This is a genomic window from Cutibacterium sp. LaCa_255, from assembly GCF_057458005.1.
Map to the genome: position 1 here is coordinate 2,417,957 of NZ_CP190956.1, position 25,630 is coordinate 2,443,586.

At 62.8% G+C, this 25,630-nt stretch carries 23 protein-coding genes, 2 pseudogenes and 1 riboswitch; of the genes and pseudogenes, 16 read left to right on the top strand and 9 right to left on the bottom strand.

Annotated features, from left to right (window positions below; all coding sequences use genetic code 11):
- Positions 1-2: 2 nt before the first annotated feature.
- Positions 3-611, bottom strand: a complete 609-nt coding sequence (gene idi / locus ACP8ML_RS11010) for an isopentenyl-diphosphate Delta-isomerase (protein WP_117189728.1) — start codon at positions 609-611, stop codon at positions 3-5.
- A 138-nt stretch (positions 612-749) separates the two neighbouring features.
- On the opposite strand from idi, the gene ACP8ML_RS11015 reads away from it, so the two are divergent.
- The 11 genes and pseudogenes from ACP8ML_RS11015 to ACP8ML_RS11065 all read left to right on the top strand — a co-directional run bounded on the left by ACP8ML_RS11015 (position 750) and on the right by ACP8ML_RS11065 (position 11,465).
- Positions 750-1,943 carry a MarP family serine protease gene (locus tag ACP8ML_RS11015; protein ID WP_117189729.1) on the top strand — a complete coding sequence of 398 codons (1,194 nt, stop codon included), beginning with the start codon at positions 750-752 and terminating at the stop codon, positions 1,941-1,943.
- Positions 1,944-2,148: 205 nt separating this feature from the next.
- A complete protein-coding gene (locus tag ACP8ML_RS11020; protein ID WP_016666283.1) occupies positions 2,149-2,427 on the top strand; it encodes a YciI family protein in 279 nt (92 codons plus the stop codon).
- Positions 2,428-2,497: 70 nt separating this feature from the next.
- The gene (locus ACP8ML_RS11025) at positions 2,498-3,598 is read left to right on the top strand and encodes an NADH:flavin oxidoreductase/NADH oxidase (protein ID WP_117189730.1); all 1,101 of its coding nucleotides are present in this window, start codon (positions 2,498-2,500) and stop codon (positions 3,596-3,598) included.
- Positions 3,599-3,770: 172 nt separating this feature from the next.
- Positions 3,771-3,962, top strand: a riboswitch (cobalamin riboswitch).
- 112 nt (positions 3,963-4,074) lie between these two features.
- On the top strand, positions 4,075-6,639 hold the full coding sequence (locus ACP8ML_RS11030; RefSeq protein WP_117189731.1) for a ribonucleoside-diphosphate reductase subunit alpha: 2,565 nt from the start codon (positions 4,075-4,077) through the stop codon (positions 6,637-6,639).
- Between the two features lie 36 nt (positions 6,640-6,675).
- Complete coding sequence (locus tag ACP8ML_RS11035) at positions 6,676-7,662, top strand: ribonucleotide-diphosphate reductase subunit beta (RefSeq protein WP_117189732.1); 987 nt, start codon at positions 6,676-6,678, stop codon at positions 7,660-7,662.
- Positions 7,663-8,046: 384 nt separating this feature from the next.
- Positions 8,047-8,310 carry a PH domain-containing protein gene (locus ACP8ML_RS11040; protein ID WP_249361335.1) on the top strand — a complete coding sequence of 88 codons (264 nt, stop codon included), beginning with the start codon at positions 8,047-8,049 and terminating at the stop codon, positions 8,308-8,310.
- A 197-nt stretch (positions 8,311-8,507) separates the two neighbouring features.
- A pseudogene (locus ACP8ML_RS11045) lies at positions 8,508-8,816 on the top strand (PH domain-containing protein); the annotation flags it as partial.
- Between the two features lie 264 nt (positions 8,817-9,080).
- Positions 9,081-9,446 (top strand): annotated as a pseudogene (locus tag ACP8ML_RS11050) (PH domain-containing protein); the annotation flags it as partial.
- A gap of 39 nt (positions 9,447-9,485) precedes the next feature.
- Positions 9,486-9,782, top strand: a complete 297-nt coding sequence (locus ACP8ML_RS11055) for a PH domain-containing protein (RefSeq protein ID WP_249361336.1) — start codon at positions 9,486-9,488, stop codon at positions 9,780-9,782.
- Between the two features lie 46 nt (positions 9,783-9,828).
- Positions 9,829-10,644 carry a polyphosphate--glucose phosphotransferase gene (gene ppgK, locus ACP8ML_RS11060; protein WP_117189734.1) on the top strand — a complete coding sequence of 272 codons (816 nt, stop codon included), beginning with the start codon at positions 9,829-9,831 and terminating at the stop codon, positions 10,642-10,644.
- Positions 10,645-10,838: 194 nt separating this feature from the next.
- Positions 10,839-11,465 carry an RDD family protein gene (locus ACP8ML_RS11065; protein WP_117189756.1) on the top strand — a complete coding sequence of 209 codons (627 nt, stop codon included), beginning with the start codon at positions 10,839-10,841 and terminating at the stop codon, positions 11,463-11,465.
- 80 nt (positions 11,466-11,545) lie between these two features.
- On the opposite strand, the gene ykgO is transcribed toward ACP8ML_RS11065, so the two are convergent.
- The gene (gene ykgO / locus ACP8ML_RS11070) at positions 11,546-11,668 is read right to left on the bottom strand and encodes a type B 50S ribosomal protein L36 (protein WP_065673399.1); all 123 of its coding nucleotides are present in this window, start codon (positions 11,666-11,668) and stop codon (positions 11,546-11,548) included.
- A gap of 177 nt (positions 11,669-11,845) precedes the next feature.
- Between ykgO and ACP8ML_RS11075 the strand changes: the two genes are divergently transcribed.
- Entirely contained in the window at positions 11,846-12,940 is a 1,095-nt protein-coding gene (locus ACP8ML_RS11075) for a VanZ family protein (RefSeq protein WP_065673416.1), read from the top strand.
- A 52-nt stretch (positions 12,941-12,992) separates the two neighbouring features.
- Here ACP8ML_RS11075 and arcC read toward each other — a convergent pair whose 3' ends face one another.
- From arcC to ACP8ML_RS11090, 3 genes are all read right to left on the bottom strand, one after another.
- Positions 12,993-13,925, bottom strand: a complete 933-nt coding sequence (gene arcC, locus ACP8ML_RS11080) for a carbamate kinase (protein WP_065673398.1) — start codon at positions 13,923-13,925, stop codon at positions 12,993-12,995.
- A 23-nt stretch (positions 13,926-13,948) separates the two neighbouring features.
- Entirely contained in the window at positions 13,949-14,953 is a 1,005-nt protein-coding gene (locus ACP8ML_RS11085; protein WP_117189735.1) for an ornithine carbamoyltransferase, read from the bottom strand.
- Positions 14,954-15,377: 424 nt separating this feature from the next.
- The gene (locus ACP8ML_RS11090; protein ID WP_249361331.1) at positions 15,378-15,860 is read right to left on the bottom strand and encodes a hypothetical protein; all 483 of its coding nucleotides are present in this window, start codon (positions 15,858-15,860) and stop codon (positions 15,378-15,380) included.
- A 748-nt stretch (positions 15,861-16,608) separates the two neighbouring features.
- Between ACP8ML_RS11090 and ACP8ML_RS11095 the strand changes: the two genes are divergently transcribed.
- Positions 16,609-17,133, top strand: coding sequence for a hypothetical protein (locus tag ACP8ML_RS11095; protein WP_249361332.1), 525 nt, complete (start codon positions 16,609-16,611; stop codon positions 17,131-17,133).
- A gap of 147 nt (positions 17,134-17,280) precedes the next feature.
- Here the strand turns inward: ACP8ML_RS11095 and argS are convergent, their stop codons facing one another.
- Entirely contained in the window at positions 17,281-18,951 is a 1,671-nt protein-coding gene (gene argS / locus ACP8ML_RS11100; protein WP_117189737.1) for an arginine--tRNA ligase, read from the bottom strand.
- A 156-nt stretch (positions 18,952-19,107) separates the two neighbouring features.
- On the opposite strand from argS, the gene ACP8ML_RS11105 reads away from it, so the two are divergent.
- Entirely contained in the window at positions 19,108-19,929 is an 822-nt protein-coding gene (locus ACP8ML_RS11105) for an aldo/keto reductase (protein WP_004809545.1), read from the top strand.
- 104 nt (positions 19,930-20,033) lie between these two features.
- Here the strand turns inward: ACP8ML_RS11105 and ACP8ML_RS11110 are convergent, their stop codons facing one another.
- Positions 20,034-20,663 (bottom strand): SanA/YdcF family protein, encoded by a 630-nt coding sequence (locus ACP8ML_RS11110; protein WP_117189738.1) that lies wholly within the window; start codon positions 20,661-20,663, stop codon positions 20,034-20,036.
- Positions 20,664-21,153: 490 nt separating this feature from the next.
- Positions 21,154-22,836 (bottom strand): glucose-6-phosphate isomerase, encoded by a 1,683-nt coding sequence (gene pgi, locus ACP8ML_RS11115; protein WP_117189739.1) that lies wholly within the window; start codon positions 22,834-22,836, stop codon positions 21,154-21,156.
- 96 nt (positions 22,837-22,932) lie between these two features.
- On the opposite strand from pgi, the gene ACP8ML_RS11120 reads away from it, so the two are divergent.
- Positions 22,933-24,018: a hypothetical protein gene (locus ACP8ML_RS11120; RefSeq protein WP_117189740.1), complete on the top strand. Its 1,086-nt coding sequence runs from the start codon at positions 22,933-22,935 to the stop codon at positions 24,016-24,018.
- A 34-nt stretch (positions 24,019-24,052) separates the two neighbouring features.
- Here ACP8ML_RS11120 and ACP8ML_RS11125 read toward each other — a convergent pair whose 3' ends face one another.
- Complete coding sequence (locus tag ACP8ML_RS11125) at positions 24,053-24,730, bottom strand: bifunctional 4-hydroxy-2-oxoglutarate aldolase/2-dehydro-3-deoxy-phosphogluconate aldolase (protein WP_117189741.1); 678 nt, start codon at positions 24,728-24,730, stop codon at positions 24,053-24,055.
- Positions 24,731-24,907: 177 nt separating this feature from the next.
- Between ACP8ML_RS11125 and ACP8ML_RS11130 the strand changes: the two genes are divergently transcribed.
- Positions 24,908-25,438, top strand: coding sequence for a Dps family protein (locus ACP8ML_RS11130; protein WP_021108007.1), 531 nt, complete (start codon positions 24,908-24,910; stop codon positions 25,436-25,438).
- Positions 25,439-25,630 lie beyond the last annotated feature (192 nt).

The following is a 25,630-nucleotide window of genomic DNA, read 5'->3' on the forward strand; positions in this document are numbered from 1 at the left end:
GCTCAGCGCACGACGGGCAGTTCCGGACCGAACTCGAGCATCTGCTCGACCGCCCAGGGGCTCAGCAGGGCCGGCATCGATCGCGCCAGGCCGTACATGTCCTGCCAGCCCACCCAGGTGACCTCTTCGACCTCGTCCGGGTCAGGATTCAACTCGACGAGTTCCTCGGGAAGGGACAACCGGGCAACGACGACCGGACACAGCTCGTCCTCGACAATGCCGCCAGCGTCGGTGGCGCGATAGGAAAAACCAGGAAGGACGATGCGCATCCGACGCGGATCGAGATCGAGGCCGAGCTCTTGGTGAGTGCGACGCACTGCCGCGTCGATGATCGTTTCGCCGACCCGCGGATGCCCACAACAGGTGTTCGTCCACACCCCCGGCCAGGCCACCTTCGTCAGGGCTCGTCGGGTCAGCAGAACTCGCCCGCCGACGTCAAGGACATGGCAGGAAAAGGCCAGATGTCGTGGGGTGTGCTGGCTGTGAACGGTCGCTCGGGGAGCGGTCCCGACCTGGTTGCCGTCGTCGTCGAGCAGGATGACGAGATCGTCGTGGACAGAATCCGCGTCATGGGCAGGCGTGCCCCCATCCTCGCCATCGTGATGACTCATGACGTCAAGCTACCAACAACCACGAATTCCGCGAAGTCGAATGCGTTCGGGTCCCCTACGTTGGCTCATCGCCACCTCAAAGGCACCATTGAGATGCTGTATTCGTCACTTCGTCCACCCACCTCCGACGGGAGAGCCATGCCGCACATCCTCGACGTCATCCTCGTGGTGTACCTCACCATGCGTGCCATGGCCGGGTGGATGCGCGGGGCCGTCGTCGGAGTGGCCAGCCTCATCGGGTTGGTCCTCGGGGTGTGGGCCGGTCTGTGGACCTCCGGCATCGTCGCTGCCCAGTTCTTCGACGAGAATTGGACCTGGCTGGCCGCAGGTGCGGTGCGGGTGTGCATCACCCTCGTCATTGCCGAGATCATTCAGGGCATCTGCGTCCACATCGCCCAACACATCCACCGCGCATTCAACTCGGTGGGGTTGGGCAACGTGGACCGTTTCGGCGGCTCAGTGCTCAACGTCATCGCAACCGCACTTGTCGTCACGGTGGCGGCAACAGCCCTCTCCCCCATCCTGCCGCCGTCATGGACCGAGGCCATCGACGAGTCATCCGTCATCACCCAGACCAATCGCGTCATCCCGGATGAGGTCAACGAGGCCGCTGCCCGGCTGGTCGGCCGAGCTGCTGACACCTTCCCGAAGGTCTTCGCCGACGAAGCTCCCAGCCTGCCCGCACCGGCTCCCGACGACGAGACCGTCACTACTCCTGGAGTGCGGCGCGCAGCTCAATCCATCGTCAAGGTGCGGTCGCGGGCACCACGGTGTGATCGGGCCTCCGAGGGCACCGGATGGGTGAGTTCTCGCCACCGGGTGGTGACGAACGCCCATGTCGTCGCCGGGTCCAACCAGGTCACCGTGCAGGTGGGCGGATCTGGGGCTCGACTGCAAGCCCGCGTCGTCTCCTACGACCCGGACATGGACCTGGCGGTGTTGGCGGTTCCCGACCTTCATGCCCCAGCCTTGACAATGGCGTCGGCTGTCAAGGATGGTGATCCGACGGTCGTCGCCGGATTCCCACTTGATGGTCCGTACACCCTCGAGGCCGCCACCGTGCGTGGGTCGATCATGGCTCGCGGTGAGAACATCTACGGCACCGACACCGTCGTCCGCGAGATCCTCTCGCTGCGCGGCACGGTACGTCCGGGCAACTCGGGTGGGCCACTGCTGACGACGGACGGCAAGGTCGCCGGCACGATCTTCGCCCGGTCCACCGCCCAGCCGCAGACCGGGTACGCGCTGTCGAACAACCAGACTCGCAAGTTCATCCGTGCTGGGGCCAACGACACCACCGCGGCTGCGACCGGCTGGTGCACCGTTGGCTGAGCTGGTGTCAAAATCTTGAGCGCCCAATGTTCCCGTCGTGGGACGGTTCCGCGCACGTTTGCCACCCTGATTTCCCGAAACGTCATTTGACAAGCACCGACACCGTGGCGGCATCCCAGGGCATCCCATGCCGCACAATGACGCGTCAACGTCCGACGCCCTCTCAACGCTTCAGTTCCGGTCGATGTCCCAATAGCATTGAGTCATGGCAGTTTTCATCGTCGAAACCCATTATGATCCCGCCCATTCCGAGGAGCGCATGGCCGCGCGCCCGGCCCATCTGGAGAACCTTGATGTCATGCGCGAACGTGGCCAGCTCGTCAATGCCGGCCCGTTGGCTGACGGCAGCGGAGCGGTGCTCATCTACACCGTGCCTGACCGCGATGTTCTCGATCATTTGCTGGAGGCTGACCCCTACCCCAAGACGGCTGTCCAGGTGACCTCAGTGCGCGAGTGGAAGCCGAATTACCACCACCACGTCTGACACGGCTGCCAACCTGGCTGACGGTCGAGATTGACGGGATGACGGTTGAAACGCGTGGTGTCATGGAGTCATGAAGTCACCTCTGCTGTTCCAGCCCCTCACTCTCCGTAGCCTGACAGTTCGCAACCGCGCCTGGGTACCACCGATGTGCCAGTACGCGGTGGATTCTCACGACGGGATCCCGGGCACCTGGCATCTCGTCCATTACGGGTCCTTTGCCGCTGGTGGCTTCGGCCTCATCGTCGCCGAGGCCACCGCGGTCAGCCCCGAAGGCCGCATCAGCCCTGCTGACACCGGGTTGTGGAATGACGACCAAGTGGCTGCCTGGCGCACCGTCACTGATGCCGTCCACGAGCTTGGTGGCAAGATCGCCGTGCAGCTCGGTCACGCCGGCCGGAAGGCCTCCACCGAGAAGTGGTGGCCGGGGTTCCAGGGCGAGGTGGTGCCTCCCGAGCACGGCGGCTGGATTCCCGTCGGTCCGACCACCGCCCCTGCTGACGGCAAGCAGTACGTCGGCCTGCCCGTCAACGCCCTTGACGAGAACGGCATCGAGAAGGTCGTCGACGACTTCCGCGCCGCCGCCGCGCGTGCTGTGGACGCTGGATTCGACGCCGTCGAACTTCACAGCGCCCACGGTTATCTGCTGCACCAGTTTTACTCGCCGCTGTCCAACACCCGCACCGACGACTGGGGCGGTGACTTCGACGGACGCGTCCGCCTGCCGTTGGAGGTTGCGACGGCCGTGCGCGGTGCGATTCCCGACGACATGCCCCTGTTGGCGCGTCTATCTGTCACCGACTGGCGGGAAGACGGCTGGCAGGTCGACGATTCTGTCGAGCTGTCGCGTCGTTTCGCGGAGGCCGGAGTCGATCTCCTCGACGCCTCCTCGGGCGGCAACTCGTCCGCACCGATCCCCGTCGCCCCGGCCTACCAGGCTGACTTGGCGGCTCGAGTGCGCGCCGAGGCCGGGATTCCCACCGCCACCGTCGGCATGATCTGGACCGCAGAGTTGGCCGAGGAGCTGCTCCAGAAGGGCAGTGCCGACGCCATCATGATCGGACGGGCAGCTCTGCGGGACACCAACTGGCCATTGCGCGCCGCCCACGAGTTGGGAGTTCCCAACGAGGACGCCCCGTGGCATCCGGCGAGATTCCGGGGAGCGTGGCGCTGAGGACGTCGAGAGTTTCAGCGTTTCTGACGCTCGACGAAGCCCGGTGACGGCGGCGTGTTCGGTGTCCTGAATCCGCCGGCCGTCAGGGGGCCGTCATGGTGTGCGTCCGTGAGACGTCCAACACGCTCAATGCCCCTACATCTTGTGTTGACTCTTATTGATCAGCGTTCATATAGTGGCGAGTGCACATGGTTCCCGTGTTCGCACGGGCCAAGAGGGAATCCGGTGAGAATCCGGAGCTGCCCCGCAGCGGTGTACGAGAACGACCGCCGTCATCATGCACTGTGCTTCGGCATGGGAAGCGACGGCCAGTAGGCAACAAGTGCTCGTGAGTCCGAAGACCTGCCAGGTGTGGTCCCGCAACCGCGGGGCCCGGTTCGCGATCTCGCGGGAAGTGTCGCAGCGTTCATGGGGACCAGTGTCCCCGCCGCATTCCGCCCGATCGCGTGCCTACGGCATCGCACGGAGGAATTGCAATGAGCGCCGACCCCATCTCGACCATCCGCGTCCGCAAGCGCGACGGATCCCTGGCCCCCTACGACGGCAACGAAGTCGCTGCATCCATCATTGACTCAGCCCGTGGGCTCGACGACGCCGTTGCCCGGGCAACCCTGCTGCAGGCCGAGGTGGAGATCACCCTGTTCGACGGGATCACCACCGACGCCCTGGACGAGGCCGTCATCCAGGTGGCTCTGGGCAATGCCAAGGACGACCCCGCCTTCGACACCATTGCTAGCCGAATCGCCGTCAAGAAGCTGTACAAGGAGGTGTTCGACGACACCCACGACGGTCTCGGTGACGCCGGCCCAGAGCGGGTGCGAGACCTCCATCATGCCTGCTTCCCGCGCACGATCGACAAACTCGTCGCCGACGGCCACCTCGACGAGCGACTGGGGCGGCTCTTCGACCTCGACGCCCTCGCCACGGCCCTTGATCCCATCCGTGACGACCTCATCGGCTTCACCGGCGTGCGCACCATGGTCAACCGTTACCTGTTGCGTACCCCCGACCAGCGAGCGTTGGAAGTACCGCAGTACTTCTGGATGCGCGTGGCGATGGGGCTCAGCCTCACCGAGGACGATCCCACCTCCTCTGCCCTCGCCCTCTACGACTCGATGAGTAACCTGCGTCATCTCGCGGCTGGATCCACCCTTGTCAACGCGGGCACCCCGGCTGGTCAGCTGTCCAACTGCTTTGTCATGCGCACCGAGGACGATTTGGAGCACATCGCCCGGACGATCCGTGACGTCATGTGGATCACCAAGGGCACCGGCGGCATCGGGCTGTCGATGTCCGACCTGCGCTGCGAGGGGTCACCTATTCGCTCCGACAACACTGCGTCGACCGGTCCGATCCCCTTCATGCACACCATCGACTCGACGCTGCGGGCCGTCTCCCGCGGAGGCAAAAAGCTCGGCGCACTGTGCTTCTACATGGAGAACTGGCACATGGACTTCCCGCAGTTCCTCGATCTGCGGCAGAACTCCGGTGACCCGTACCGGCGGACCCGCACCGCCGACACCGCGGTGTGGATCTCCGACGAGTTCATGAAACGCGTCGCCAAGGACGAGGACTGGTACCTCTTCGACCCCGCCGAGACCCCCGATCTCACCGAGCTCACCGGGTCGGCCTTCTCGAAGCGTTACGCCCACTACATCGCCGAGGCCGAGGCCGGCCACATCAAGCGTTTCCACCGCACCACGGCCCGCGAACAGTTCCGAGCCATCCTGGTGAGCCTGCAGACGACATCCCACCCGTGGTTGACGTGGAAGGACAGCGTCAATACCCGCGCGTTGAACAGCAACACCGGGACGATCCACTCCTCGAATCTGTGCACCGAGATCTGCCTGCCCCAGGACCGCGACCACACCTCGGTGTGCAACCTGGCTTCGGTCAACCTCGCCGGACACCTCGTCGGGCCGCGCGGGAAACGTCGCATCGACTGGAACCAACTGGCCGCCACCACTCGGCTGGCGGTGCGCCACCTCGACAACCTCGTCGACATCACCGCTTCGGCGGTGCCTCAGGCCGAGCGATCCAACGTGGAGAACCGGGCCATCGGCCTGGGCGTCATGGGGCTGACGGACATGCTCGAGCAGGTGCGGATTCCTTACGACTCCCCCGAGGCCTGCGAGATCGTCGACCGGGTCATTGAATTCATCAGCTGGCACGCCATCGACACCTCCGCTGATCTGGCCACCGAGCGTGGCTCGTACCCGATGTTCGCAGGATCCGGCTGGTCGAAGGGGATGGTCCCGGTCGACACCCTGGCTCTCCTGGAGCGCGACCGTGGCATTCCCGTTGATGTCGACCGGGTGACGAGGATGGACTGGGACGGGCTGCGTACCAAGGTGAGTCGCGGAATGCGCAACGCCACTCTGATGGCCATCGCCCCGACCGCGTCGATCGGCCTGGTCGCTGGCACGACGCCGGGTCTGGACCCGCAGTTCTCCCAGATGTTCTCCCGAGCCACCTCGGCCGGGAAGTTCCTCGAGGTCAACCGCAACCTGGTGGCCGACCTCAAGGACCTCGGGCTGTGGGAGAAGGTGCGCGAGGAATTGCTGCGCCGTCAGGGGGATCCCAGCGAGATCGAGGCCATCCCGGCATCTCTGCGACGTCTGTACCGCACCTCCTTCACCCTGGATCCAATGGCCTACCTCAACGTGGCCGCCAGGGCGCAGAAGTGGGTGGACCAGGCCATCAGCCGCAACATCTACCTGGCCTCCCGGTCGGTCGGTGACATGGAGGACCTCTACACCGCAGCATGGCGGATGGGCGTCAAGACGACCTACTACCTCCACATGCTGCCCCGTCACACCGCCGAGCAGTCAACGGTGGCGGTCAACAAGGCTGCCGGACATCGCAACGGTCCTCGTCGTGGATTCGCCACCGCAGCACGACGTGACACCAGCACCACGACCATTGAAAAGCCCCTGACCGAGGCACTCGACGCCGAACCCGTCATGGCCCTCGATCTCGTCGACGGCACCTCCTGCCCGGTGGACCCCCAGGAACGCCTGCAGTGCGAGTCCTGCCAGTGACCGACGACCGTTCCCCCCACTGAAAGCGAGAACACCATGATCCTTGGATCCGGAATCCACAAAGGGCTGCTGCTCAAGCCCGTCATCTACCCGTGGGCCTACGACCTCTACAACCAGGCCGTGGCGAACACGTGGTTCCCCAACGAGATCCAGCTCGATGAGGACCTCGCCGACTTCAGCCGGATGACTCCTGATGAGCACCATGCCTTAACCCACCTCATGAGCTACTTCAACCCCAACGAGCTGCTGGTCAACAAGGCGTTGGCCTTCGGGGTCTACCCCTACGTCAATGCGGCCGAGTGCCACCTCTACCTGGCCAAGCAGATGTGGGAGGAGGCCAACCACTGCATGGCATTCGAGTATGTCCTCGAGACCTTCCCGATCGACCGCGACGAGGCCTACCGCTCCCACGTCCACGTCCCGTCGATGGCCCGCAAGGAGTCCTTCGAGGTGGCCTTCATCAAGCAGATGACCGAGCAGACCCTCGACATCACCACTGTCGAGGGCAAGCAGGACTTCGTGCGCAACCTGGTGGCTTACAACATCATTCTCGAAGGCATCTGGTTCTACTCCGGGTTCATGGTCGCGCTGTCCTTCCGGCAGCGAAACCTGCTGCGCAATTTCGGCTCCCTCATCGACTGGGTGGTCCGCGACGAGTCCCTCCACCTGAAATTCGGCATGAACCTCATCCTGACGGTGTTGGAGGAGAACCCGGAGGTCGCCACCGAGGAGTTCGCGACCGAGATCCACGACATGATCGTCGAGGGGGTGTCCATGGAGGAGCAGTACAACCGCGACATGCTCCCCCGCGGCATCCTCGGAATGAATGCTGATTACGTCAATGACTACGTCAAGTACCTGGCAGATCGTCGTCTGGAGGAGCTCGGTTTCGAGCCGGAGTACCGCGTCGCCAACCCGGCGAAATGGATGGCCACGGCCAATGACACCCTCCAGCTGGTCAATTTCTTCGAGGCCACCAACACCTCCTACGAGGTCAATGCCCACGCCACCGGTGGTCGGTGAGATCGGGAGCGGACCCCGATCTTCGACGAGTCCTCGTTCGTGGGGTATTCGTCACCCCGATGGTGAGCGTGCATGAAGTCGCCATGGCATGCACGCGGACGATGTCAGCCCCAAAATATGCTTTGGGGCTGACATCATCCCTTGTTAGGGTCCTATGACGTGGACGAACTCTTCAGCCCTCCCGGAGGCGAATGGCATCCGGTCTCCCCGAAATTCGTGACCGTCAAGAGGCTCATGGTCTGTCTGACCTGGGGCATCCTGACGGTCGCCCTCGCCGTCGTGCTGGGGATCTTCGTCACCTGGTGGGCCGGTGTCATCGCGGCGGTCGTCGGCCTGGCCTTCACCGGATGGCGATTCTCGCGGATGCCAGCCGTCGTCGCAGCCATGGGCTGGTGCGAACGCGGAAGCGACCTGTGCATCCGTTCCGGGCCGTGGTTCCGCAACTTGGTCATCGTCCCCTACGGTCGAATGCAAGCCGTCGAGATCAACGCTGGCCCCTTCGATCGGCACTGGGGTGTGGCATCCGTGGAACTCGTCACCGCTGCCATGGCGACCAACGCCTCCATTGACGGTCTGCCTGCCGAGGAGGCCAAAGCCCTGCGTGAACGGATCACGGAAGTGGCTGAGGAGAAGGACGCGGCCCTGTGACCCCGGAGGAGCAGCCCCGTGAGGAGGGCCGAACCGGCATCGTCATTCCCTCCGCCCCGGTGGCCGAGCAACCTGCCTCCGCGGAGGCCGTGGAGAGGCGCCCCCACTGGGCGACCCCGTTGGTGCGCGGCTGGATGGTCATTGCTGCCGCGGCCTTCATCCTGCTCAAGCAGTTGCTCGAGGACGGCAAGGACTTGATGTCATTGTCCCTCCGCGACCTCGGAATCGGCGGCAGCATCGTCGTCATCGTGGCCATCCTGCAGATCGTTGTCGGCGCCTTCGTGTGGGCGACCACGAGATTCCATATCGACGAGGAGGAGGTGCGCATCGAGCACCGCTTCATCACCCACGAATCTGACCGGCTGGCCTTGTCCAAGATCCAAGGGGTCGACGTCGTCCAGCCCTTCGCCGCCCGGATTGTCGGCCTGGCAAGCCTCAACATTGACGTCGGGGCGTCCAGCTCCAAGAAGATCGAGTTCCTGAAGCGTCACGAGGCCTACGAACTGCGCGACCTGCTCATTTCTCGGGCCCATCATGACGCTGCCCAGTCCCATGCTGGCAGAGCGGGCGACGGCGTCGGCTCTCAGTGGTGGGATCGACGCCGCGATGAGCACGAGATCGTCAGTGTCACGGCCAAGCGAGCCCTCGTCGCCGGGTTCCTGTCGATGACCTTCCTCATCCAGCTGCTGGCCCTGATCGTGTCGATCGTCATCAGCGTCGCCAACGACCAGCCGCTTGGTGTTGCCGCCATCCTCGCCCTCTTGCTGACGATGATCGGTGTGGTGTGGAAACAGCTAGACGCCGCGTGGAAATTCTCCCTGCTGAGGTCAGGAGGTGCCCTCAAGGCGGTTCACGGTCTCACCAGCCTGACGACGCGCACTGTTCCGGTACGCAGGGTGCAGGCAGTGGAGGTGTCCACGCCCCTGCTGTGGCGTCCGTTGGGAGTCTCCCGTATCACGATGACGGTGCTCGGCGGGGCCGGACTGTCGGATGTCGAACAGTCAACAGTTCTGCTGCCCATTGGTGACGACGAGCAGGTCCGCGCCGCCCTCGACGCGTTGTGGCCCGGGTTCCGACTGGACTCGGTGCATCTCAACGGAATCCCGAAACGTGCCCGGTGGTTCCGCTGGTTCGACCAGACGGTCATCGCATGGGGGTTCGACGAGGAGGTCGTCGTGACACGGAAGGGGCTGTTCAACCGCACCCTGAGCGTCGTCCCGCACGCCCGATCGCAGTCGGTGCGGCTGACACAGGGCCCACTGCAGCGTCGGCTCGGACTGGCTGATTTCTACGTGGACACATCATCGGGCCCGGTGACGGTGTCGTGTTCCAACCTCGACGCCACTGCTGCGCGAACCTTCGCCATTGGCCAGATGGACCGTACCCGTGCTGCCCGGGCCCGGGAGCTGTCACCGACGGAGCATCCGGCAACCGGGGTGGCCACCAGACAGGAGTTACCGGCACTGAGCTGACCCGAGCCGAAACGATCGCCAACACCACCTATTACGCTTGTCCACCATGAGCAACGTGCTGGGAATTGACGTCGGCGGCTCCGGGATCAAGGGAGCCCCGGTTGACCTCGACATCGGAGACTTTGCCGAACCGCGACTTCGCATCCCCACCCCTGGTAAGTCGTCCCCGAAGAACGTCGTCGCCGTGCTGCGCGAGATCGTCGACAACTTCGCCCCCACCATTGGCGACGGACCGGTTGGCATCTCCTTCCCCGCCCCGGCACGCCACGGCGTCATCCCCTTCATCGCCAACCTCGACCAGGGGTGGGCCGGCCTGCACGCCGAGGACTACATCAGTGATGCCCTCGGCCGCCCCGTGACCGTCCTCAACGACGCAGACGCCGCTGGCCTGGGTGAGGTCCACTACGGTGCAGCCAAGGGTGTCCCGGGCGTCGTCATCCTCACCACCCTGGGCACTGGCATCGGGTCTGCTGTCATCAACAATGGCATCCTGCTGCCGAACACCGAGCTCGGCCATCTCGAGATCGACGGCCATGACGCCGAGAAGCGCGCCGCCTCCTCGGTCAAGGACCGCAAGAAGATGTCCTACAAGGATTGGGCGACCAAGCGCCTGCAGCGTTACTACGAGGTCGTCGAGATGCTCTTCTCCCCCGACCTCTTCGTCGTCGGAGGTGGCGTTTCCAAAGATCACGAGAAGTTCTTCAAGTACCTCAAGTTGGAGACCCCGATCGTCCCGGCCCAGCTGTTCAACCGGGCTGGCATCATCGGCGCGGCCTGGCAGGCTCAGTGGCGCTTGGAGCACCCCGATGTCACCGAGGAGGCTGTCGTCGAGGCTGCCAAAGAGGCCAATGACGACGACTGAGGTCTCAGTAATCCTGCATCACAGCCACGATCGCCTATCCGGAAAGGATGGGCGATCGTTGTGTCTCCTGGCACCGATACAGTCAAACCCGTGTACCACTCGCTTTTGGTACCACAGCACGATGTCTGATGACCCGCACCTTTGGCAGGGTGGATGCCATACCGGTCATCGCCCCCATGACAAGGAAGGACATCATGACCCACCAACAGCTCATGCTTGGTCTCATTGCCATCGCCATTCTCGTGGTCCTCCTTATCCCTACCCTCATCATCAAAACTCGCAAGGAGCGCAAGTCGTTAAGCCTCACAGGGAGCGCAGGTGAGTCCAGGCCGGCAACACGGGGGCGGCGATTCTGCGCCCTGCTCATCGATGCGCTGTGCGTGGGCGCCCTCAACGGGCTCGGGTGGGGCCTGTTCGTGGGCGGCACCACGGTGTACGAACTCAAGGATATCGCTCACAAGCCTGCCATCGAGTCGGCCACCACGCCGATCGGCACCGCGCTCCTTCTGGCCATCAGCTTCGGTTACGCCATCGTCTCGTTGGTAGGACGCTTCGGTTTCTCACCGGGAACCGACTCCATGCATCTCGCGTGGGTTGACGAGGATGGGCGCCCGTCTGGACGACTTCACACCCTCGCCATCGGTGCGGCCTTCGTCCTGTCGGTGCTCGGCAAGACATCGGTCGGCATGTTCGCGTCGATCGGCGGCCTCATCCTGTTTGTTGAGGCCGTCTCGGTGCTGTGGGACGAGCGGGGCATCATCGCCAAGAGCATGCATCTTGATCTCGTCGACGCCAGCGCCGTCGAGACACGCGGGTGGTGACGTCGTGACACAGCGATCGCCCATCCGAAGTGGACGGGCGATCGCTCGTTCCCGGCCGTCGCCGAGGTACCTGCACCGTTTCAGCCCTGACGAGCCTTCATCCGCGGGGTCTTCTTGTTGATGACATAAACGCGGCCACGGCGGCGCACCACCTGGGAGCCGGGCTGATTCTTGAGGGCTCGCAAGGAGTTCCTGACCTTCATAATCTTCCTGTTCGTCGTACTCGAGTATTTCTGAGACTGGTTCTCATTACCATATCAGCCTCATCAACTCGAGCCTTAGGCCATAACCCATGTCGGACTCGGTTTTCGTCCCGCAGGAGGATGCGCGACGACACCTCGACCTGCAATATTGACCATCGCTCATCATCGGAAGGCCCCATGCTCGAAAAATCACTCATCTCGGTGCTCATTGGCGTAGGCATCAGCGTCGTCGCGTTCGTCCCCGTGCTCATCCACCAGTTCAGGCGCTTCGGCGCACCCTCTCTCGGACGGATGGTGCTGATCTTCACCAACTTCGTGTATGTCAGCGCGCTCATCGCCTACACGATCTTCCCAGTGCCGCCACTGTCCGATGAATACTGCGCATCCCATCCGCGTCACTTCATCCTCGATCCCACCGAGTACTTCCGTGACATGGCCCACCACTTCGCCGGTGCACCCGTCATGGAGGTGCTCACCAGCTCCTCGATGATGCAAATGGTGCTCAACGTCGCCCTCTTCGTTCCACTGGGCTTCTACGCAGTCCGACTGCTCCGGATGCGCCCCTGGAACGCGGTGCTGTTCGGCTTCGGAACCTCCCTAGTCATCGAGCTCACCCAGTACACCGGAAACTGGTTCATATCCAACTGCCAATACCGCGTCGCTGACATCAACGACCTCATCACCAACACCCTTGGCGGCATCTTCGGCGTCCTCACCACGACTTTTGCCCCACACTTCTCGCAAACCCCCGAGAAGATGGAGAAGCAAGCCGACAAGTCGCGCGCAGTCACCAAAGGACGGCGGTTCCTCGCCCTCCTCATTGACGTCTGGTGGGTCGTCCTCATCGACATCGCAGCCATGGGCATCACAGCCGCGATCGGCATGGTCCTGCTCTACAACAACCCCGAGAACAAGACTGCCGCCGAAGACGCCATGGAAACCTGCGGGACACCGCTTCTCGCGGCTCTCAACCTCGTCTACGTCATCATTGCCATGGCTGGACGCCTCGGCGTCTCTCCCGGGATGGGGACGGCCCACCTGGCCTGGACCACACCCCGTGGACTACCCGCAGGCCGACGTCATAGCCTCGTCATCGGTATGGCCCTCATGTGCTCTCACCTCGCCGACACCAGATTCAGCATCTTGGCAAGCATCGGAACCATCGTCCTGCTCGTCGAACTCATCTCGGTGTTGTTCACTGCGCGTGGCCTGGTCGGAAAGATCATGGGGCTCAACCTCGTCGATGCCCGAACCATCGAGGAACGCCCATAGCTGCCACGAGTGCCGCAGCCAACCAAGGCTGCGGCACTCGTGCGTGAACTACTCAGTCAAGCTCGACGTCTCCGGGTGAATCAGAAACGATCGCCGTGCCACAGGTGCCGCCAACGAGACCGCGAATGTCCTCGAGGGAACCAATGACGGCACGTTTTCCGGTCGCCAGGGCGAAGTTGCAGGCTGCCCGAACCTTCGGACCCATGGAACCTGCCGCAAACTCCGCGTTGAGGGCATCCTCGGCGCGCATCTCCTTGATGAACTTCTGGTCGGGAGTGCCCCAATTCTCGTAGACGCCGTCAACGTCCGTGGCGATGACGAGAAGATCAGCCTCCGCCCGTACCGCCAACTCAGCCGAAGCCAAGTCCTTGTCGATAACAGCCTCAACACCGTGAAGGCTGCCCTCATTGTCGAAGACGCAGGGAATGCCACCGCCACCAGCACACACGACGAGGACACCGGAATCGACCAGCTGACGGATGGCCTTCTGCTCGACAATGTTGCGCGGCTGCGGGGAGGCCACCACCCGGCGGAAATACTCACCGTCAGCGGCGATGGACCACCCCTTCTCAGCAGCCAACCTCTCCGCGGTCTCCCGATCGTAGACCGGGCCGATCGGCTTGGTGGGATTGTCGAATGCAGGATCATCGGCGTCAACGACCGTCATCGTGATCATAGTGACGATCTGTTGCTCCTTGGGCATGACATTACCCAGCTCCTGCTCGATCATGTAGCCGATCATGGCCTGAGACTCAGCCCCCAGCACATCCAGCGGATAGATGCCGACTTCCTCGTACGCCGTCGACTGCAAGGCCAGCAGACCCACCTGCGGACCATTGCCGTGGGCCACGACGACTTGATGGTCGACGGCGACCTCCTTGATCCGCTCGGCCGCGATCCTCACATTGGCACGCTGGTTCTCCGCCGTCATCGGTTGACCGCGTCGCAGCAGAGCGTTACCGCCCAATGCAACCAAAATCCTCATTGATTTTCCTCCAGTCACTACCGTCAGGCCAGCGACGCGACCATGACCGCCTTGATGGTGTGCATGCGGTTCTCGGCCTGGTCGAAGGCGATGCATGCCGGGGACTCGAAGACCGACTCGGTGACCTCGATGCCATTGGCCAGCTGCGGGTAGGTCTCAGCGATCTCGGCACCCACCGTCGTCTCACTGTTGTGGAATGCCGGCAGACAGTGCATGACCTTGACGCGTGGGTTGTTGGCAGCCGCGACGAGGTCATCGTTGATCTGGAACGGCATGAGGGTGTCAACCCTCTCCCCCCAACTCTCCACCGGCTCGCCCATCGACACCCACACATCGGTGTGAATAAAGTCCACGTCACGGACGGCTTCCTCAGCAGATGCCGTGACGAGCACCTTGCCACCGGACTCCTCAGCCCACTCCTGGCACTGCTCGACGAGTTCCGAGTCAGGCTGCAGACCCTCCGGGGCTCCGATCCTGACGTCCATGCCGAGCTTGGCGCCCAGCAACAAAAGGGAACGGCCCATGTTGTTGCGGCCGTCACCGACGTAGGCGAACTTGATCTGATGGAAGGGCTTGTGAGCGTGCTCCAGCATGGTCAGGGCGTCGGCGAGCATCTGAGTGGGGTGGAACTCGTCGGTCAGGCCGTTGAAGACGGGGACGCCAGCGTACTCGGCCAACTCCTCCACGACGGATTGGTGGAATCCGCGGTACTCGATGCCGTCATACATGCGTCCCAGCACTCGGGCAGTGTCCTTCATGGACTCCTTGTGACCGATGTGGGATCCGCTCGGGCCGAGGTACGTCACATGCGCACCCTGATCATGGGCCGCCACCTCGAACGCACACCGAGTCCGCGTCGACGCCTTCTCGAAGATCAAAGCGATGTTCTTCCCCTCGAGCATGGGCTGCTCGGTCCCGGAGTATTTGGCCTCTTTGAGCTGCGCAGCGAGTCGGACAAGGAATTCGATCTCTTCGGTGCTGTGATGTGCCAGCGACAACAAATGACGACTCTTCAAATTGAATGCCACGACAATCCATCCTTTCCCAAACTTGTCTGAGCGGTAATTCGTCCAGACGCTGACATTGTGTTGATGCTCAGTCTAAGCCTCAATCCGATCGCGCCACGGGCAGGAGTACAAAACTCCCCAACAGTCATTATTGAGTCCGTTCCTGGGTGGGATCGAACGGCGGGACGAATGAACCACCTCCACACGCATTGGACTGCCCCGGGTTTTGATCAACTCGGTCCCGGCCAGCCAACCCACAACCGGTCCGGCGCCACCGAGACACACGGGCGGCCAATCTCTGTCATAGTTCGGGCAGGTCTCGTAATATATCTGCACCGCCCGGGCCCTCAGCTCAGCGGGATAGCGCTCGTTCGTATTGCCTGCCATGACTCCAACCTTCTCAAAGCTCAGAATCTCCGGACATCCCGGGGCGATTCATAGACCGTTAGTCGTTGTCGGGGCGAGCGAAGAACACTCCCTCCGCTGTGGTACGTATGACCCGCGCCGCCCGCACAAAATCCGGATACGAATCATATCTGCCGCGCCGCGCATAGTTCACCGCTGACACAAGAGCACGGCCGTCAAGCATCAACTCCAATTCCTCTTTCCCGCAGTTGACATACTCAGGCGAAAAAATACGACAGGCCATCTCCGCCATCATCATGGCCACATCCTCATCATCCTCGTCCACGGCACCCGGTAAGCTCCCCATTGCCACAAAGCGAAACAAATTCTTTCGCCTCGCATAATCATCCGCGTTGACGTCCACGCGCAGATGACCCTGCGGGGCCCAGATAGAGGCGAAGCCCCCGTCGGCCACGAGACGTCGGACCAACTCGTGCTCGGTCACCACTGGTGTGGCCAACGCCGCCCGCTTCGAACCTGCGGCAAATCGCCATTCACTCAACTCAGGATAAAGACCACCCACCTGGCTACACCAGGCAACCACACGCGCAGCAACATCCTCCATCTCCCACGAAGACGGCCGCCAACCACACCTCAATGACCACATCACACATCATCTCCTGTTCACAACAACGAAACTACCGAATAAAAGGCACATGTCCGCTCAGAGACGTGGCCGCAGACCAAGTCCGCCCTTGACAAGGCCCAGCAGGAACTCGAGGAGTTGCGTGCCCAGTTGGAGAAGATCTCTCGCGACATCTTCACTGCTGGCGGCGGCGCCTGAGCGACGCACCTCACGCTACTCGGCGTCGGCGGCCAGCTGGGCCGCCGACGCTTTTTGTTATCGCCCGTCATCGGCCCTTGGATCGCCTGGACGTCTGGCGCCAATCACGGATGGACACGTGCTCTGCCGTACAAGGAGTTCCAAGCCCGACGATGAGATGGACCTTGCGTAGTTGAGCCGTCATACTGCCTCCTGGGAACAATGTGAGGGCTCAACTCCTGGGCGCGACTTGATCGAGTATGTCCGCCCAGTACCCAGTACTGCGGGCGTTGTCCACCATTGCAATCGCTATATCGATCGGCGGATTCTCATGCCTATGAGCTGCAGATCGTAGGCCGGGCTGACGGCTGCTGAGGCGGTGCGTCGGTTAGTTCCTGTGAAGATTAAGATCAGTCATGTCCTTGTATTCGATAATCTCGTTGTCTTGAACAGGAGATGATGTGTGATGTGGTCACTGGAGTGTGCTTGGCGGCCGTCTTCTTCGGGGATGGAGGATGTTGCTGCGCGCGTGGTTGAGTGGTGTAACCAGGTGGGTGGTCTTTATCCCGAGTTGAGCGAATGGCAATTTACCGAAGACTCGAAACGGGCGGCTTTGGCCACACCAGTGGTGACCGAGCGCGAGTTGGCCCGAAGTCTCGTGGCCGACGGAGGAACCGCCTCTATCTGGGCCCCGCAAGGTCATCTGCGCGTGGACGTCAACGCGGATGATTATGCGAGGCGAAAGAATTCGTTTCGCTTTCTGGCAATGGGGAGATCACCGGCCAATGTGGATGAGAATGATGAGGATGTGGCCATGGTGATGGCGGAGATGTCCTGTCGCATTTTTTCGCCTGAGTATGTCAACTGCGGGAACGCGAAAGCGGAGCCGATGATTGACGACGATGCTCTTGTGTCAGCGGTGAACTATGCGCGGCGAGACATATATGATTCGTATCCGGATTTCGTGCGGGCGGCGCGGGTCATACGTACCACAGCGGAGGGAGTGTTCTTCGCTCGCCCTGAGGAGGACTAACAGGTACTCGCGGATTGAAGGCCTCGACACCCTCATCTGTGAAAAGCCCATATACCGCGCAACACATACCTTTTCCCACCGCACCGCAAACGTGAATACCGCGGCCACAATGGGCCGCGGCACTCACATCGTCAGAACGTACAATGATCACATTCGGTCGGGAGCGTCAATACCCAACAAGTCCAGACCGCGCCCCAAGACTCGACGGGTGGCGGCGCACAGAGCCAGGCGGGACCCGCGCACCTCACCGGTACTACGAAGCACCGGACACTGCTCGTAGAAGACTGAATAGGCGCCAGCCAGCTCGTAGAGGTAGGTGCACAACTTGTGCGGGGTCAGGTCGTTGGCGACGACCTCGACAACCTCACCGAAGCGCGACAACAGCAGGGCCAGCTGCTGCTCGGCCGGCTCGTCGAGAACGCTGATGCGACCCCACACCATGGACTCCAGGTCGGCCTCGGGGTCGACGTTCGGGTTCGCCTCGGCAGCCGCCTTGCGCAGGATCTGGGAGACGCGGGCGTGGGCGTACTGCAAGTACGGGCCGGTATCACCAGTGGTCTGAACCATACGCTCGGCGTCGAACACGTAGTCCTTCTGCAACCCGGTCGACAAGTCGGCGTACTTGATGGCGGCCAAGGCGATATTCGGCGCAGCGTGGGTCTCAGCCTCGTCGAGCAGACTGGCCAGGCTGACCGTTCCCCCGTCGCGAGTCTTGAACGGACGACCGTCGGGGCCAAGAACCATCCCGTAGCCAACGTGCTGGGCCTCGACATCGTCGGGCAGGAACTCAGCCATCCGAGCGACCTTGAACAGCACCTCGAAGTGGTGGCTCTGACGGACGTCGGTGACGTAGATGATGCGATCGGCCTTGAGCTTGCCGACCCGGCGACGGATGGCCGCAAGGTCGGTGGCGTCGTAACCAAAACCGCCGTCGTTCTTTCGGACGATCATCGGGGCGTCCTGGCCCTCGACGAAAACGCACAGGGCACCGTTGTCCTCGACAGCCAGGCCGTCGGCCTCAAGCTCGTCGACAACCCTCGGCAGGTCGTCGTTGTAGGTGGATTCACCGGCGAGGTCCTCGTCAGTTAGCAACACCGACAGGCGGGCGTAGTTGACGTTGAACCCTTCTAGAGAAACGTCAATGAGGGTGCGCCAGATGCGCAGGGTCTCCTCGTCGCCACTCTGCAGCTTGACGACACGACGACGGGCGCGGTCGGCAAACTCCGGGTCGGCGTCGAAGGTCTTCTTGGAGTCCTTGTAGAGCTGCTCGACCTCGGGCAGGTCGAACTCGGAGACGTCCATCCGGTTCTCGACGATGTACTCGACGAGCATGCCGAACTGGGTGCCCCAGTCACCCAGGTGGTTCTGCGGGATGACGGTGTGGCCCTGAGAGCTGAGCACCCGGTTGAAGCAGTCACCAATGATGGTCGAACGCAGGTGACCGACGTGCATCTGCTTGGCAACGTTGGGGGCCGAGTAATCAATGACGACGCGCTGCGGCTGCTCAACCTGGGCAATACCGACGTCAGGGTCGGTAATGAGGTCGGATGCGACGCGGGCCAGCACGTCGGAACGCAGGCGCAGGTTGATGAATCCCGGACCAGCAATGTCAGGGGTCTCGCACAGGTCCTCGACATCGAGCTTCGCGACGATGTCGGCGGCAACGTCGCGCGGGGGGCGTCCTTCCTCCTTGGCCAGCCGCAGGGCGACGTTGGACTGGAAGTGCCCGAACTGTGGCTTCGTGGCAGGACGCAACTGGGGATCGGCGCCGGTGACGGCCTGGATCCGGGCAGCGAGCTGAGTAGGAAGAGACGACATAGCGCTATTCTCCCACGGCGTCGATCAGCTTCTCCACCCGGCGCGAGGCGGCTTGGAGAGGGGTCAGCATGGGCGGTGGCGCCGGGGAACAGATGAGACGGTTCCTACGTTGTCCCTGGTGACCAAGCACGCGAGCACCGAATCGCAAGGAGGATCATGAGCGTTCCCACCATCACCCTCAACGACGGAATTACCATCCCCCAGCTCGGCTTCGGCACCTGGCAGGTTCCCGCCGACGAGGCTGAAAAGGCTGTCAGCACCGCCCTGGAGGCCGGTTTCCGTCACATCGACACTGCCGCCATCTACGGCAACGAGGAGGGGGTTGGTCGTGCTCTCGCCGCCTCTGGCCTGGATCGCAAGGACCTCTTCGTCACTACCAAGCTGTGGAATGACGCCCACCACGCCGACGACGCCCGCAAGGCCATCGAGACCAGCCTGTCCAAGCTCGGCCTCGATCACGTCGATCTGTACCTCATCCACTGGCCGGCCAACGTCAAGTACGGTGACGCCTACGTGGAAGCCTGGAATGCCCTGCAGGAGTTCAAGTCCGAGGGACTGACCCGTTCCATCGGCGTCTCCAACTTCAAGACCGAGCACCTGGACGCCATCGAGGGAGCCACCCCGAGCGTCGACCAGATCGAGATGCACCCGTCCTTCAACCAGGCGAGCTTCCGCAAGGTGCTAGCTGACCGCGGCATCAACCCAGAGGCGTGGAGCCCGCTCGGCCAGTCGAAGGACCTCGACACCCCGGTGCTCGCCGACATCTCCAGGGCGACCGGTAAGTCCCCGGCTCAGGTCGTCATCCGATGGCACCTGCAGATCGGCAACATCGTGTTCCCGAAGTCGGTGACCCCGTCGCGCATCGTCGAGAACTTCGACGTCTTCGACTTCGAGCTGTCTGACGATCAGATCGCCGCGATCGACGGTCTGGATCGTGGCAACCGCATTGGCGGGGACCCGGCTACCGCCGATTTCTGATCCGCCACGACGCGAAGCATGACGACGCGGGAACGATTCGTCCCCGCGTCGTTGTCGTTGCGTAGACCTATCAGCGCGGCGGTTCCGCATGTGACGGTTCCGCGTCAGGCTGCCTTGAGGGCTTTCTCCACACCGTCCTCGGGCTTGCCCAGGACCGGGTCGCGGTGGGAGACGACGTCGATGATCATCTTTCCGCGCGCCCCGAACTCGCGGGCCCATCCCTTCCACCACACCTTGTCGTGAATCTGGGAGCGGTCAGGGGTGCCAGTGGCATCCAGGCCGGTCATCCGGCACGTCGCGACGGTACGGATCTCGTGGTAGTCCTGCGTCACCATGATGGCCCGGTCGACCCCGAAGATCCGTCGAGCCCGAACACAGGTGTCGTAGGTGTCGAGACCAGCGAAGTCCTCGACGATCCTGGCCGCCGGAACTCCCTTGCTGACGAGGTACGTCTTCATCACCTTGGGCTCGTTGTAGTGAGTCTCTCGATTGTCCCCGGACACCAGAATGACCTTAGCCTTGCCGCTGCGGTAAAGATTCGCGGCGACATCAAGGCGTCCTCGCAAATAGGCCGACGGGGTACCCGAAGGCAGCACCTGAGCACCGAGGACGATGGCGACGTCGCGCGGTTCGGTGTCAGCGACGTCATGAACCTTGCCGTATGACAGTGCCCCAGCCAGCGCCCAAGGCCCCAGCAGTGCAACAAGGGCAGCAATGCATGTCGACACGATCACAGTGCGAATCGGGTGTCGGCGGCACGAACTCACACTCCCACTGTATAACCCGTGTTTCACTCGCGGTGTCCAGCGACTGCAATGGTGCGGGGAAGCACAAAGAAGTCACCACAAGCACCACGTCGCCTATCCAAAACTCTGTCGCTATCCCTACCGCTTATCGCCTTTGCGGAGGATGGCCACTAGAAGGCCAATAATGATCACAAGAATAACGACGGCGACGATCAATATCGAGATAACCCAAGACTCACTCGACATCGATAATACATCCACGCGCTAGACCTTCTCTTCAGCTAGCAACCCAGCAGTAATTTTCATAAACATACGACGATCTAGTTCACCCTATGCTGTATAGCATAGCTGTTGCGTTAAAGTCCTTTACAGAGAGATCCAGAAATCGAACGAAACGTTCACGACCTATACGAAGGTACAGCGTTTCTTAGGGTGGTGTTTGACGGTATCCCTGCCGCCAAACACCACCCCGCAGTGATCACCGCCGATGATCCCGGTACCAGGTCACCAGGGAGGCCGTGGAGGAATCCTGGGACTCCAGGGCCTTCTCGTCACCGGAAACGGCCGGGGCGATCTGGAGGGCGAGCTTCTTGCCGAGCTCGACACCCCACTGGTCGAAGGAATCGATACCCCACACGACACCCTGCACGAAGGTGATGTGCTCGTACAAAGCGATGAGCTCTCCGAGGACCTTCGGGGACAGCTCGGAGGCCATGATCGACGTCGTCGGACGGTCTCCAGGGAAGACCCGCGCTGGCACAATGGCCTCGTCGGTGCCCTCGGCGCGCACCTCATCAGCAGTCTTACCGAACGCCAACGCAGCGGTCTGGGCGAAGAAGTTGCTGAGGAACAGCTCGTGGACATCGGTCTCGCCATCCCTGGCCGGGTGAGCCGGGTTGGCCACCGCGATGAAGTCGGCGGGAATGAGGCGGGTGCCCTGGTGGATGAGCTGATAGAAGGCGTGCTGGCCGTTGGTTCCCGGCTCACCCCAGAAGATCTCGCCAGTATCTGTGGTCACCGCCGAGCCGTCCCAACGCACCGACTTGCCGTTGGACTCCATGGTCAGCTGCTGCAAGTACGCCGGGAAACGGTGCAGGTACTGGGCGTACGGCAGCACGGCGTGCGAGTGGGCCTTCCAGAAGTTGACGTACCAGATGTTCAACATGCCCATGAGCAGCGGGACGTTCCGCTCCGGTGCGGCAGCGGCGAAGTGCTCGTCGACGGCGTGGAAGCCAGCCAGGAACTCCTCGAATCCCTTCGGGCCGATGGCCACGGCCAGCGAGGTGCCGACGGCCGAGTCGACCGAGTAGCGGCCGCCGACCCAGCTCCAGAACCCGAACGCGTTGACGGGGTCGATGCCGAACTCCTCGACCTTGTCCAGAGCGGTCGAGACAGCAACGAAATGCTTGGCGACAGCTACGCGACGGGCCTCCTCGGTGTCCTCGATGGCACCGGCGGCGACCAGACCGTCAAGCAGCCAGGCACGCACGCACCGGGCGTTGGTCAGGGTCTCGAGGGTGGTGAAGGTCTTGGAGGCGATGATGACCAGGGTGGTCTCGGGGTCGAGATCAGCGGTCTTGACGGCGGCATCCGTCGGATCGATGTTGGAGATGAAACGGCACTCCAGGCCCTCCTGGACGTAGGGTTTGAGGGCCTCGTAGGCCATCACGGGGCCGAGATCGGAACCACCGATGCCAACGTTGATGACGGTGCGGATCGGCTTGCCCGTGACTCCCTTCCACTCCCCGGAACGGACCTTGTCGGCGAAGTCGTAGACCTTCTTGAGGACCTCGTGGACGTCGACGACGGCGTCCCCACCGTCAACGGTGAGGGAGTCGGACTCCGGGCGACGCAGGGCGGTGTGGAGGACGGCGCGGTCCTCGGTGACGTTGATGTGCTCTCCGGAGTACATGGCGTCGCGACGCTCGGTGACCTTGGTCTGGTCGGCCAGGTCGAGAAGGGCGTCACGAATCTCGTCCGTGAGGAGATTCTTGGACAGGTCGACGTGCAGGTCGGCGACGTCGAGGGTGTAGCGCTCGGCACGCCTCGGATCAGCGTCGAACAAACGGCGCAGCTTGTGCGGCCCGTCGACGAAGGTGGACCTCAGATCAGTGAGCTTTCCCCAAGCGGGAGTCCTCGTGGCATCAATGGGAGTCTGCATGTTCCCAGCCTAGGAGATGGGGTGGAACCCGTGTCATCGGCGCCTGTCACCAGGAGGTCTCGCCTATCATGTTCGCGATCGACCGAAGGAGGACGCGTGACCGCGAAGCATTGTCGGGCTCTGGCCCTGACGTCGGTTCTCGTCGCCTCCATGATGTCGATGCTGACCCCATCGGCATGTCCGATACAAACACCCTGGTCGACGTCAACAGCCTACGCCGTTCCTCCGGGAGCCACCCCACCCGGCGACCTGTCGATGAGCGCGACCCTCGACCGCTCAGACACCGTGAAGACCAAGGGAACCCTGCGTACCCAGACCGGACAACTGGTTTCAGGTGCTCTCATCAATCTTGTGGTGGATGGGAAGCTGCTCGCCGTCGCGGTGACGGACAACAACGGCACCTGGTCCAGTACCTTGCGGCTTCCGTCCTCGGTCCAAGGCGGGGACCATGAGCTGTCCGCGACGTTCGATGGTACTGGAGGGGTCGGGGCAGCATCGGCGCGCGGCACCTTTTCGATCACCCCGCAGGCCACCGTCCTGACAGCGGCTGTGAAACCGACGGTGGCGGCTCCCGGAGCGTTGCTCAACGTTAACGGGACGGTGACCCTTTCACATCGTCATCCCGTCACCGACAGCCAGGTGGCGATCTGGCTCGGCAATGACGGCGATGCCGCTCTCACCACTCCCACCGATCCGCACGGCAACTTCCAGGCCACAATCCAGGTGCCGTTGGATGTGTCGAATGGGCCTTTCACGATCACAGTCAAGCTCGTCGACTCCCGTTATGGGACCTCTCAGAAGACCTTGACGGTTCAGGTGAACGCATCGACGCCCACTCCAACCCCCAGCCCCACTCCAACTCCGACACCGTCATCTGCCTCCCCAACCCCGTCTCCCACACCGGCTCTCACTCCCGACGAGAGCGGGGAGTCGCAGGACGGCCGGATTCCGCAGATGTCCACCAGTCCAGTCCCCGTCGCGCAGCGCAACCTTCTGGATTCCTTCGGCGGGCGCAAGCCACTACTGATCTTCGCAGCGGTTCTCGGCGTCCTGGTACTCGGGGTTCTCGTCGGATCAATCACGCGCCATCACGGCAGACGGGACAAGGGCCGTCCTGAAACCGATGACGATGCCGATTCCCTCTTCGAGAACTGGGATCGGTCAGACCGACGCCGAGGATGAGTGCCGTCTCGGGGTTCTCAAGGCGTCAGACGAATCAGGCGTCCGCGTCGGCGACAACCTGCAGAACCGAACGGCAGCGCTCTCGCAGCGCCGAGACGACTCCGTCCTCGCAGGCATCCCCGACGAGGACGTCGTCCAGGCAAACCGCCAGGGCACCAGCTGCCAGCCAGCGACGCATCGCATAGGACCCGATTCCGCCACGCGGGATGAGGGCAGCCCCGGGTGCCATCCGGGTGAGGATGTCGCCGTAACTGGCAGAACCCATGTCAGCCGGGGCGACCTGGACGGCATCGGCTCCGGCACCCCATGCGGCCCGGACCTCAGTGGGCGTCAGGGCGTCAGGGGCGGCTGGGATGCCAGCTTGACGCAGGGCGTCGAGCAGGTCGGGAGTGGCGGCCACCGGGAGGGCGAAGGCAACCCTGTCATTAACCAGGCCCTGGACGTCGTCGACGGCCATGACGCCATGAACACCAATGACGGCACGACGACGGTAGATCTTGAGCACGGCGCGACGGCGGTCTGCGTCGGCGACGGGGAGGGTGAAGACGCGAACCTTCTCCTGAATCATGGCCTCGATCGGGGCCATAAGATCCGATGCCGGAACGTCGGGCAGAACAGCGATGACCTTGGACGACAGCACCTCGTTCGGGAACACCAGCCGACCATCGCTGGGGGCATCGATGGGACCAGACTCGTCAGTCTCTGCGCTCATGGGTCACATCATGCCGCATGTCGGCGTCGGCCCGGCGCCCACCGCCCGACAGGACACCTGGAGTCCAGGTGTACCGACAGGTTTTCGTCCACTGTGGAATAACTGAAGTTCGGTGACTGTTCCCCACATGTACGCCGGTGGCCGTCACTCGGTCACCATGAACGAAGGAGATTTCGCATGGCTGACACCGTGAACGTTCCAGCCCCTGCCGGGCAGACCACCACCAAGCTCGAGAACGCCGAGGCCGGCTTCAAGGCCTCCAAGACCCTCTCCGCGAACCTCCAGAAGGTTCTCGTCGACTTCATCGCGCTGGAGTTGGTCGGCAAACATGCCCACTGGAACATCGTCGGCCCGAACTTCCGTGACCTCCACCTGAACCTTGACGAAGTCGTCGGGATCGCCCGCGAGGGTGCCGACGAGGTGGCCGAGCGCATGCGTGCGCTCCACGCTTCCCCGGACGGCCGTCCCGCCGTGGTCGCTGCCAGCACCACCCTTCCTGAGTCCCCCCAGGGAGAGGTCCTGACCCATGACGCAATCAAGGTCATCACCGCTTCGATTGAGGCCGTGACCGGCACCATGCGCGAGGTCCACGACCAGATTGACGAGGAGGATCCCACCTCTGCCGACATCCTGCACGGCTTCATCCAACAGCTCGAGCAGCAGGCCTGGTTCATCAGCGCCGAGACCCGCACCCCGTCCGCGCGCTGATTCGTCGGTTCTCTTCCAGACAATCCATCGTTCAACACACCGCGGGCCCCGAAATGATCTCGGGGCCCGCGGTGATGTGTGTCATGTGGGGGTGTGAATCAGCGGTCCTGGCCATCCATGCGGGTGAGACACAGCTGGCGCAGCTGGGACGACAGCAATAGCCAATCAACCACGGGCGAACACGACCAACAC

Coding starts and splice junctions, on each gene's coding strand:
- idi (WP_117189728.1), bottom strand. CDS start 611: ATGAGTCATCACGATGGCGAGGATGGGGGCACGCCTGCCCATGACGCG.
- ACP8ML_RS11015 (WP_117189729.1), top strand. CDS start 750: ATGCCGCACATCCTCGACGTCATCCTCGTGGTGTACCTCACCATGCGT.
- ACP8ML_RS11020 (WP_016666283.1), top strand. CDS start 2,149: ATGGCAGTTTTCATCGTCGAAACCCATTATGATCCCGCCCATTCCGAG.
- ACP8ML_RS11025 (WP_117189730.1), top strand. CDS start 2,498: ATGAAGTCACCTCTGCTGTTCCAGCCCCTCACTCTCCGTAGCCTGACA.
- ACP8ML_RS11030 (WP_117189731.1), top strand. CDS start 4,075: ATGAGCGCCGACCCCATCTCGACCATCCGCGTCCGCAAGCGCGACGGA.
- ACP8ML_RS11035 (WP_117189732.1), top strand. CDS start 6,676: ATGATCCTTGGATCCGGAATCCACAAAGGGCTGCTGCTCAAGCCCGTC.
- ACP8ML_RS11040 (WP_249361335.1), top strand. CDS start 8,047: ATGGGCTGGTGCGAACGCGGAAGCGACCTGTGCATCCGTTCCGGGCCG.
- ppgK (WP_117189734.1), top strand. CDS start 9,829: ATGAGCAACGTGCTGGGAATTGACGTCGGCGGCTCCGGGATCAAGGGA.
- ACP8ML_RS11065 (WP_117189756.1), top strand. CDS start 10,839: ATGACCCACCAACAGCTCATGCTTGGTCTCATTGCCATCGCCATTCTC.
- ykgO (WP_065673399.1), bottom strand. CDS start 11,668: ATGAAGGTCAGGAACTCCTTGCGAGCCCTCAAGAATCAGCCCGGCTCC.
- ACP8ML_RS11075 (WP_065673416.1), top strand. CDS start 11,846: ATGCTCGAAAAATCACTCATCTCGGTGCTCATTGGCGTAGGCATCAGC.
- arcC (WP_065673398.1), bottom strand. CDS start 13,925: ATGAGGATTTTGGTTGCATTGGGCGGTAACGCTCTGCTGCGACGCGGT.
- ACP8ML_RS11095 (WP_249361332.1), top strand. CDS start 16,609: ATGGAGGATGTTGCTGCGCGCGTGGTTGAGTGGTGTAACCAGGTGGGT.
- argS (WP_117189737.1), bottom strand. CDS start 18,951: ATGTCGTCTCTTCCTACTCAGCTCGCTGCCCGGATCCAGGCCGTCACC.
- ACP8ML_RS11105 (WP_004809545.1), top strand. CDS start 19,108: ATGAGCGTTCCCACCATCACCCTCAACGACGGAATTACCATCCCCCAG.
- pgi (WP_117189739.1), bottom strand. CDS start 22,836: ATGCAGACTCCCATTGATGCCACGAGGACTCCCGCTTGGGGAAAGCTC.
- ACP8ML_RS11125 (WP_117189741.1), bottom strand. CDS start 24,730: ATGAGCGCAGAGACTGACGAGTCTGGTCCCATCGATGCCCCCAGCGAT.
- ACP8ML_RS11130 (WP_021108007.1), top strand. CDS start 24,908: ATGGCTGACACCGTGAACGTTCCAGCCCCTGCCGGGCAGACCACCACC.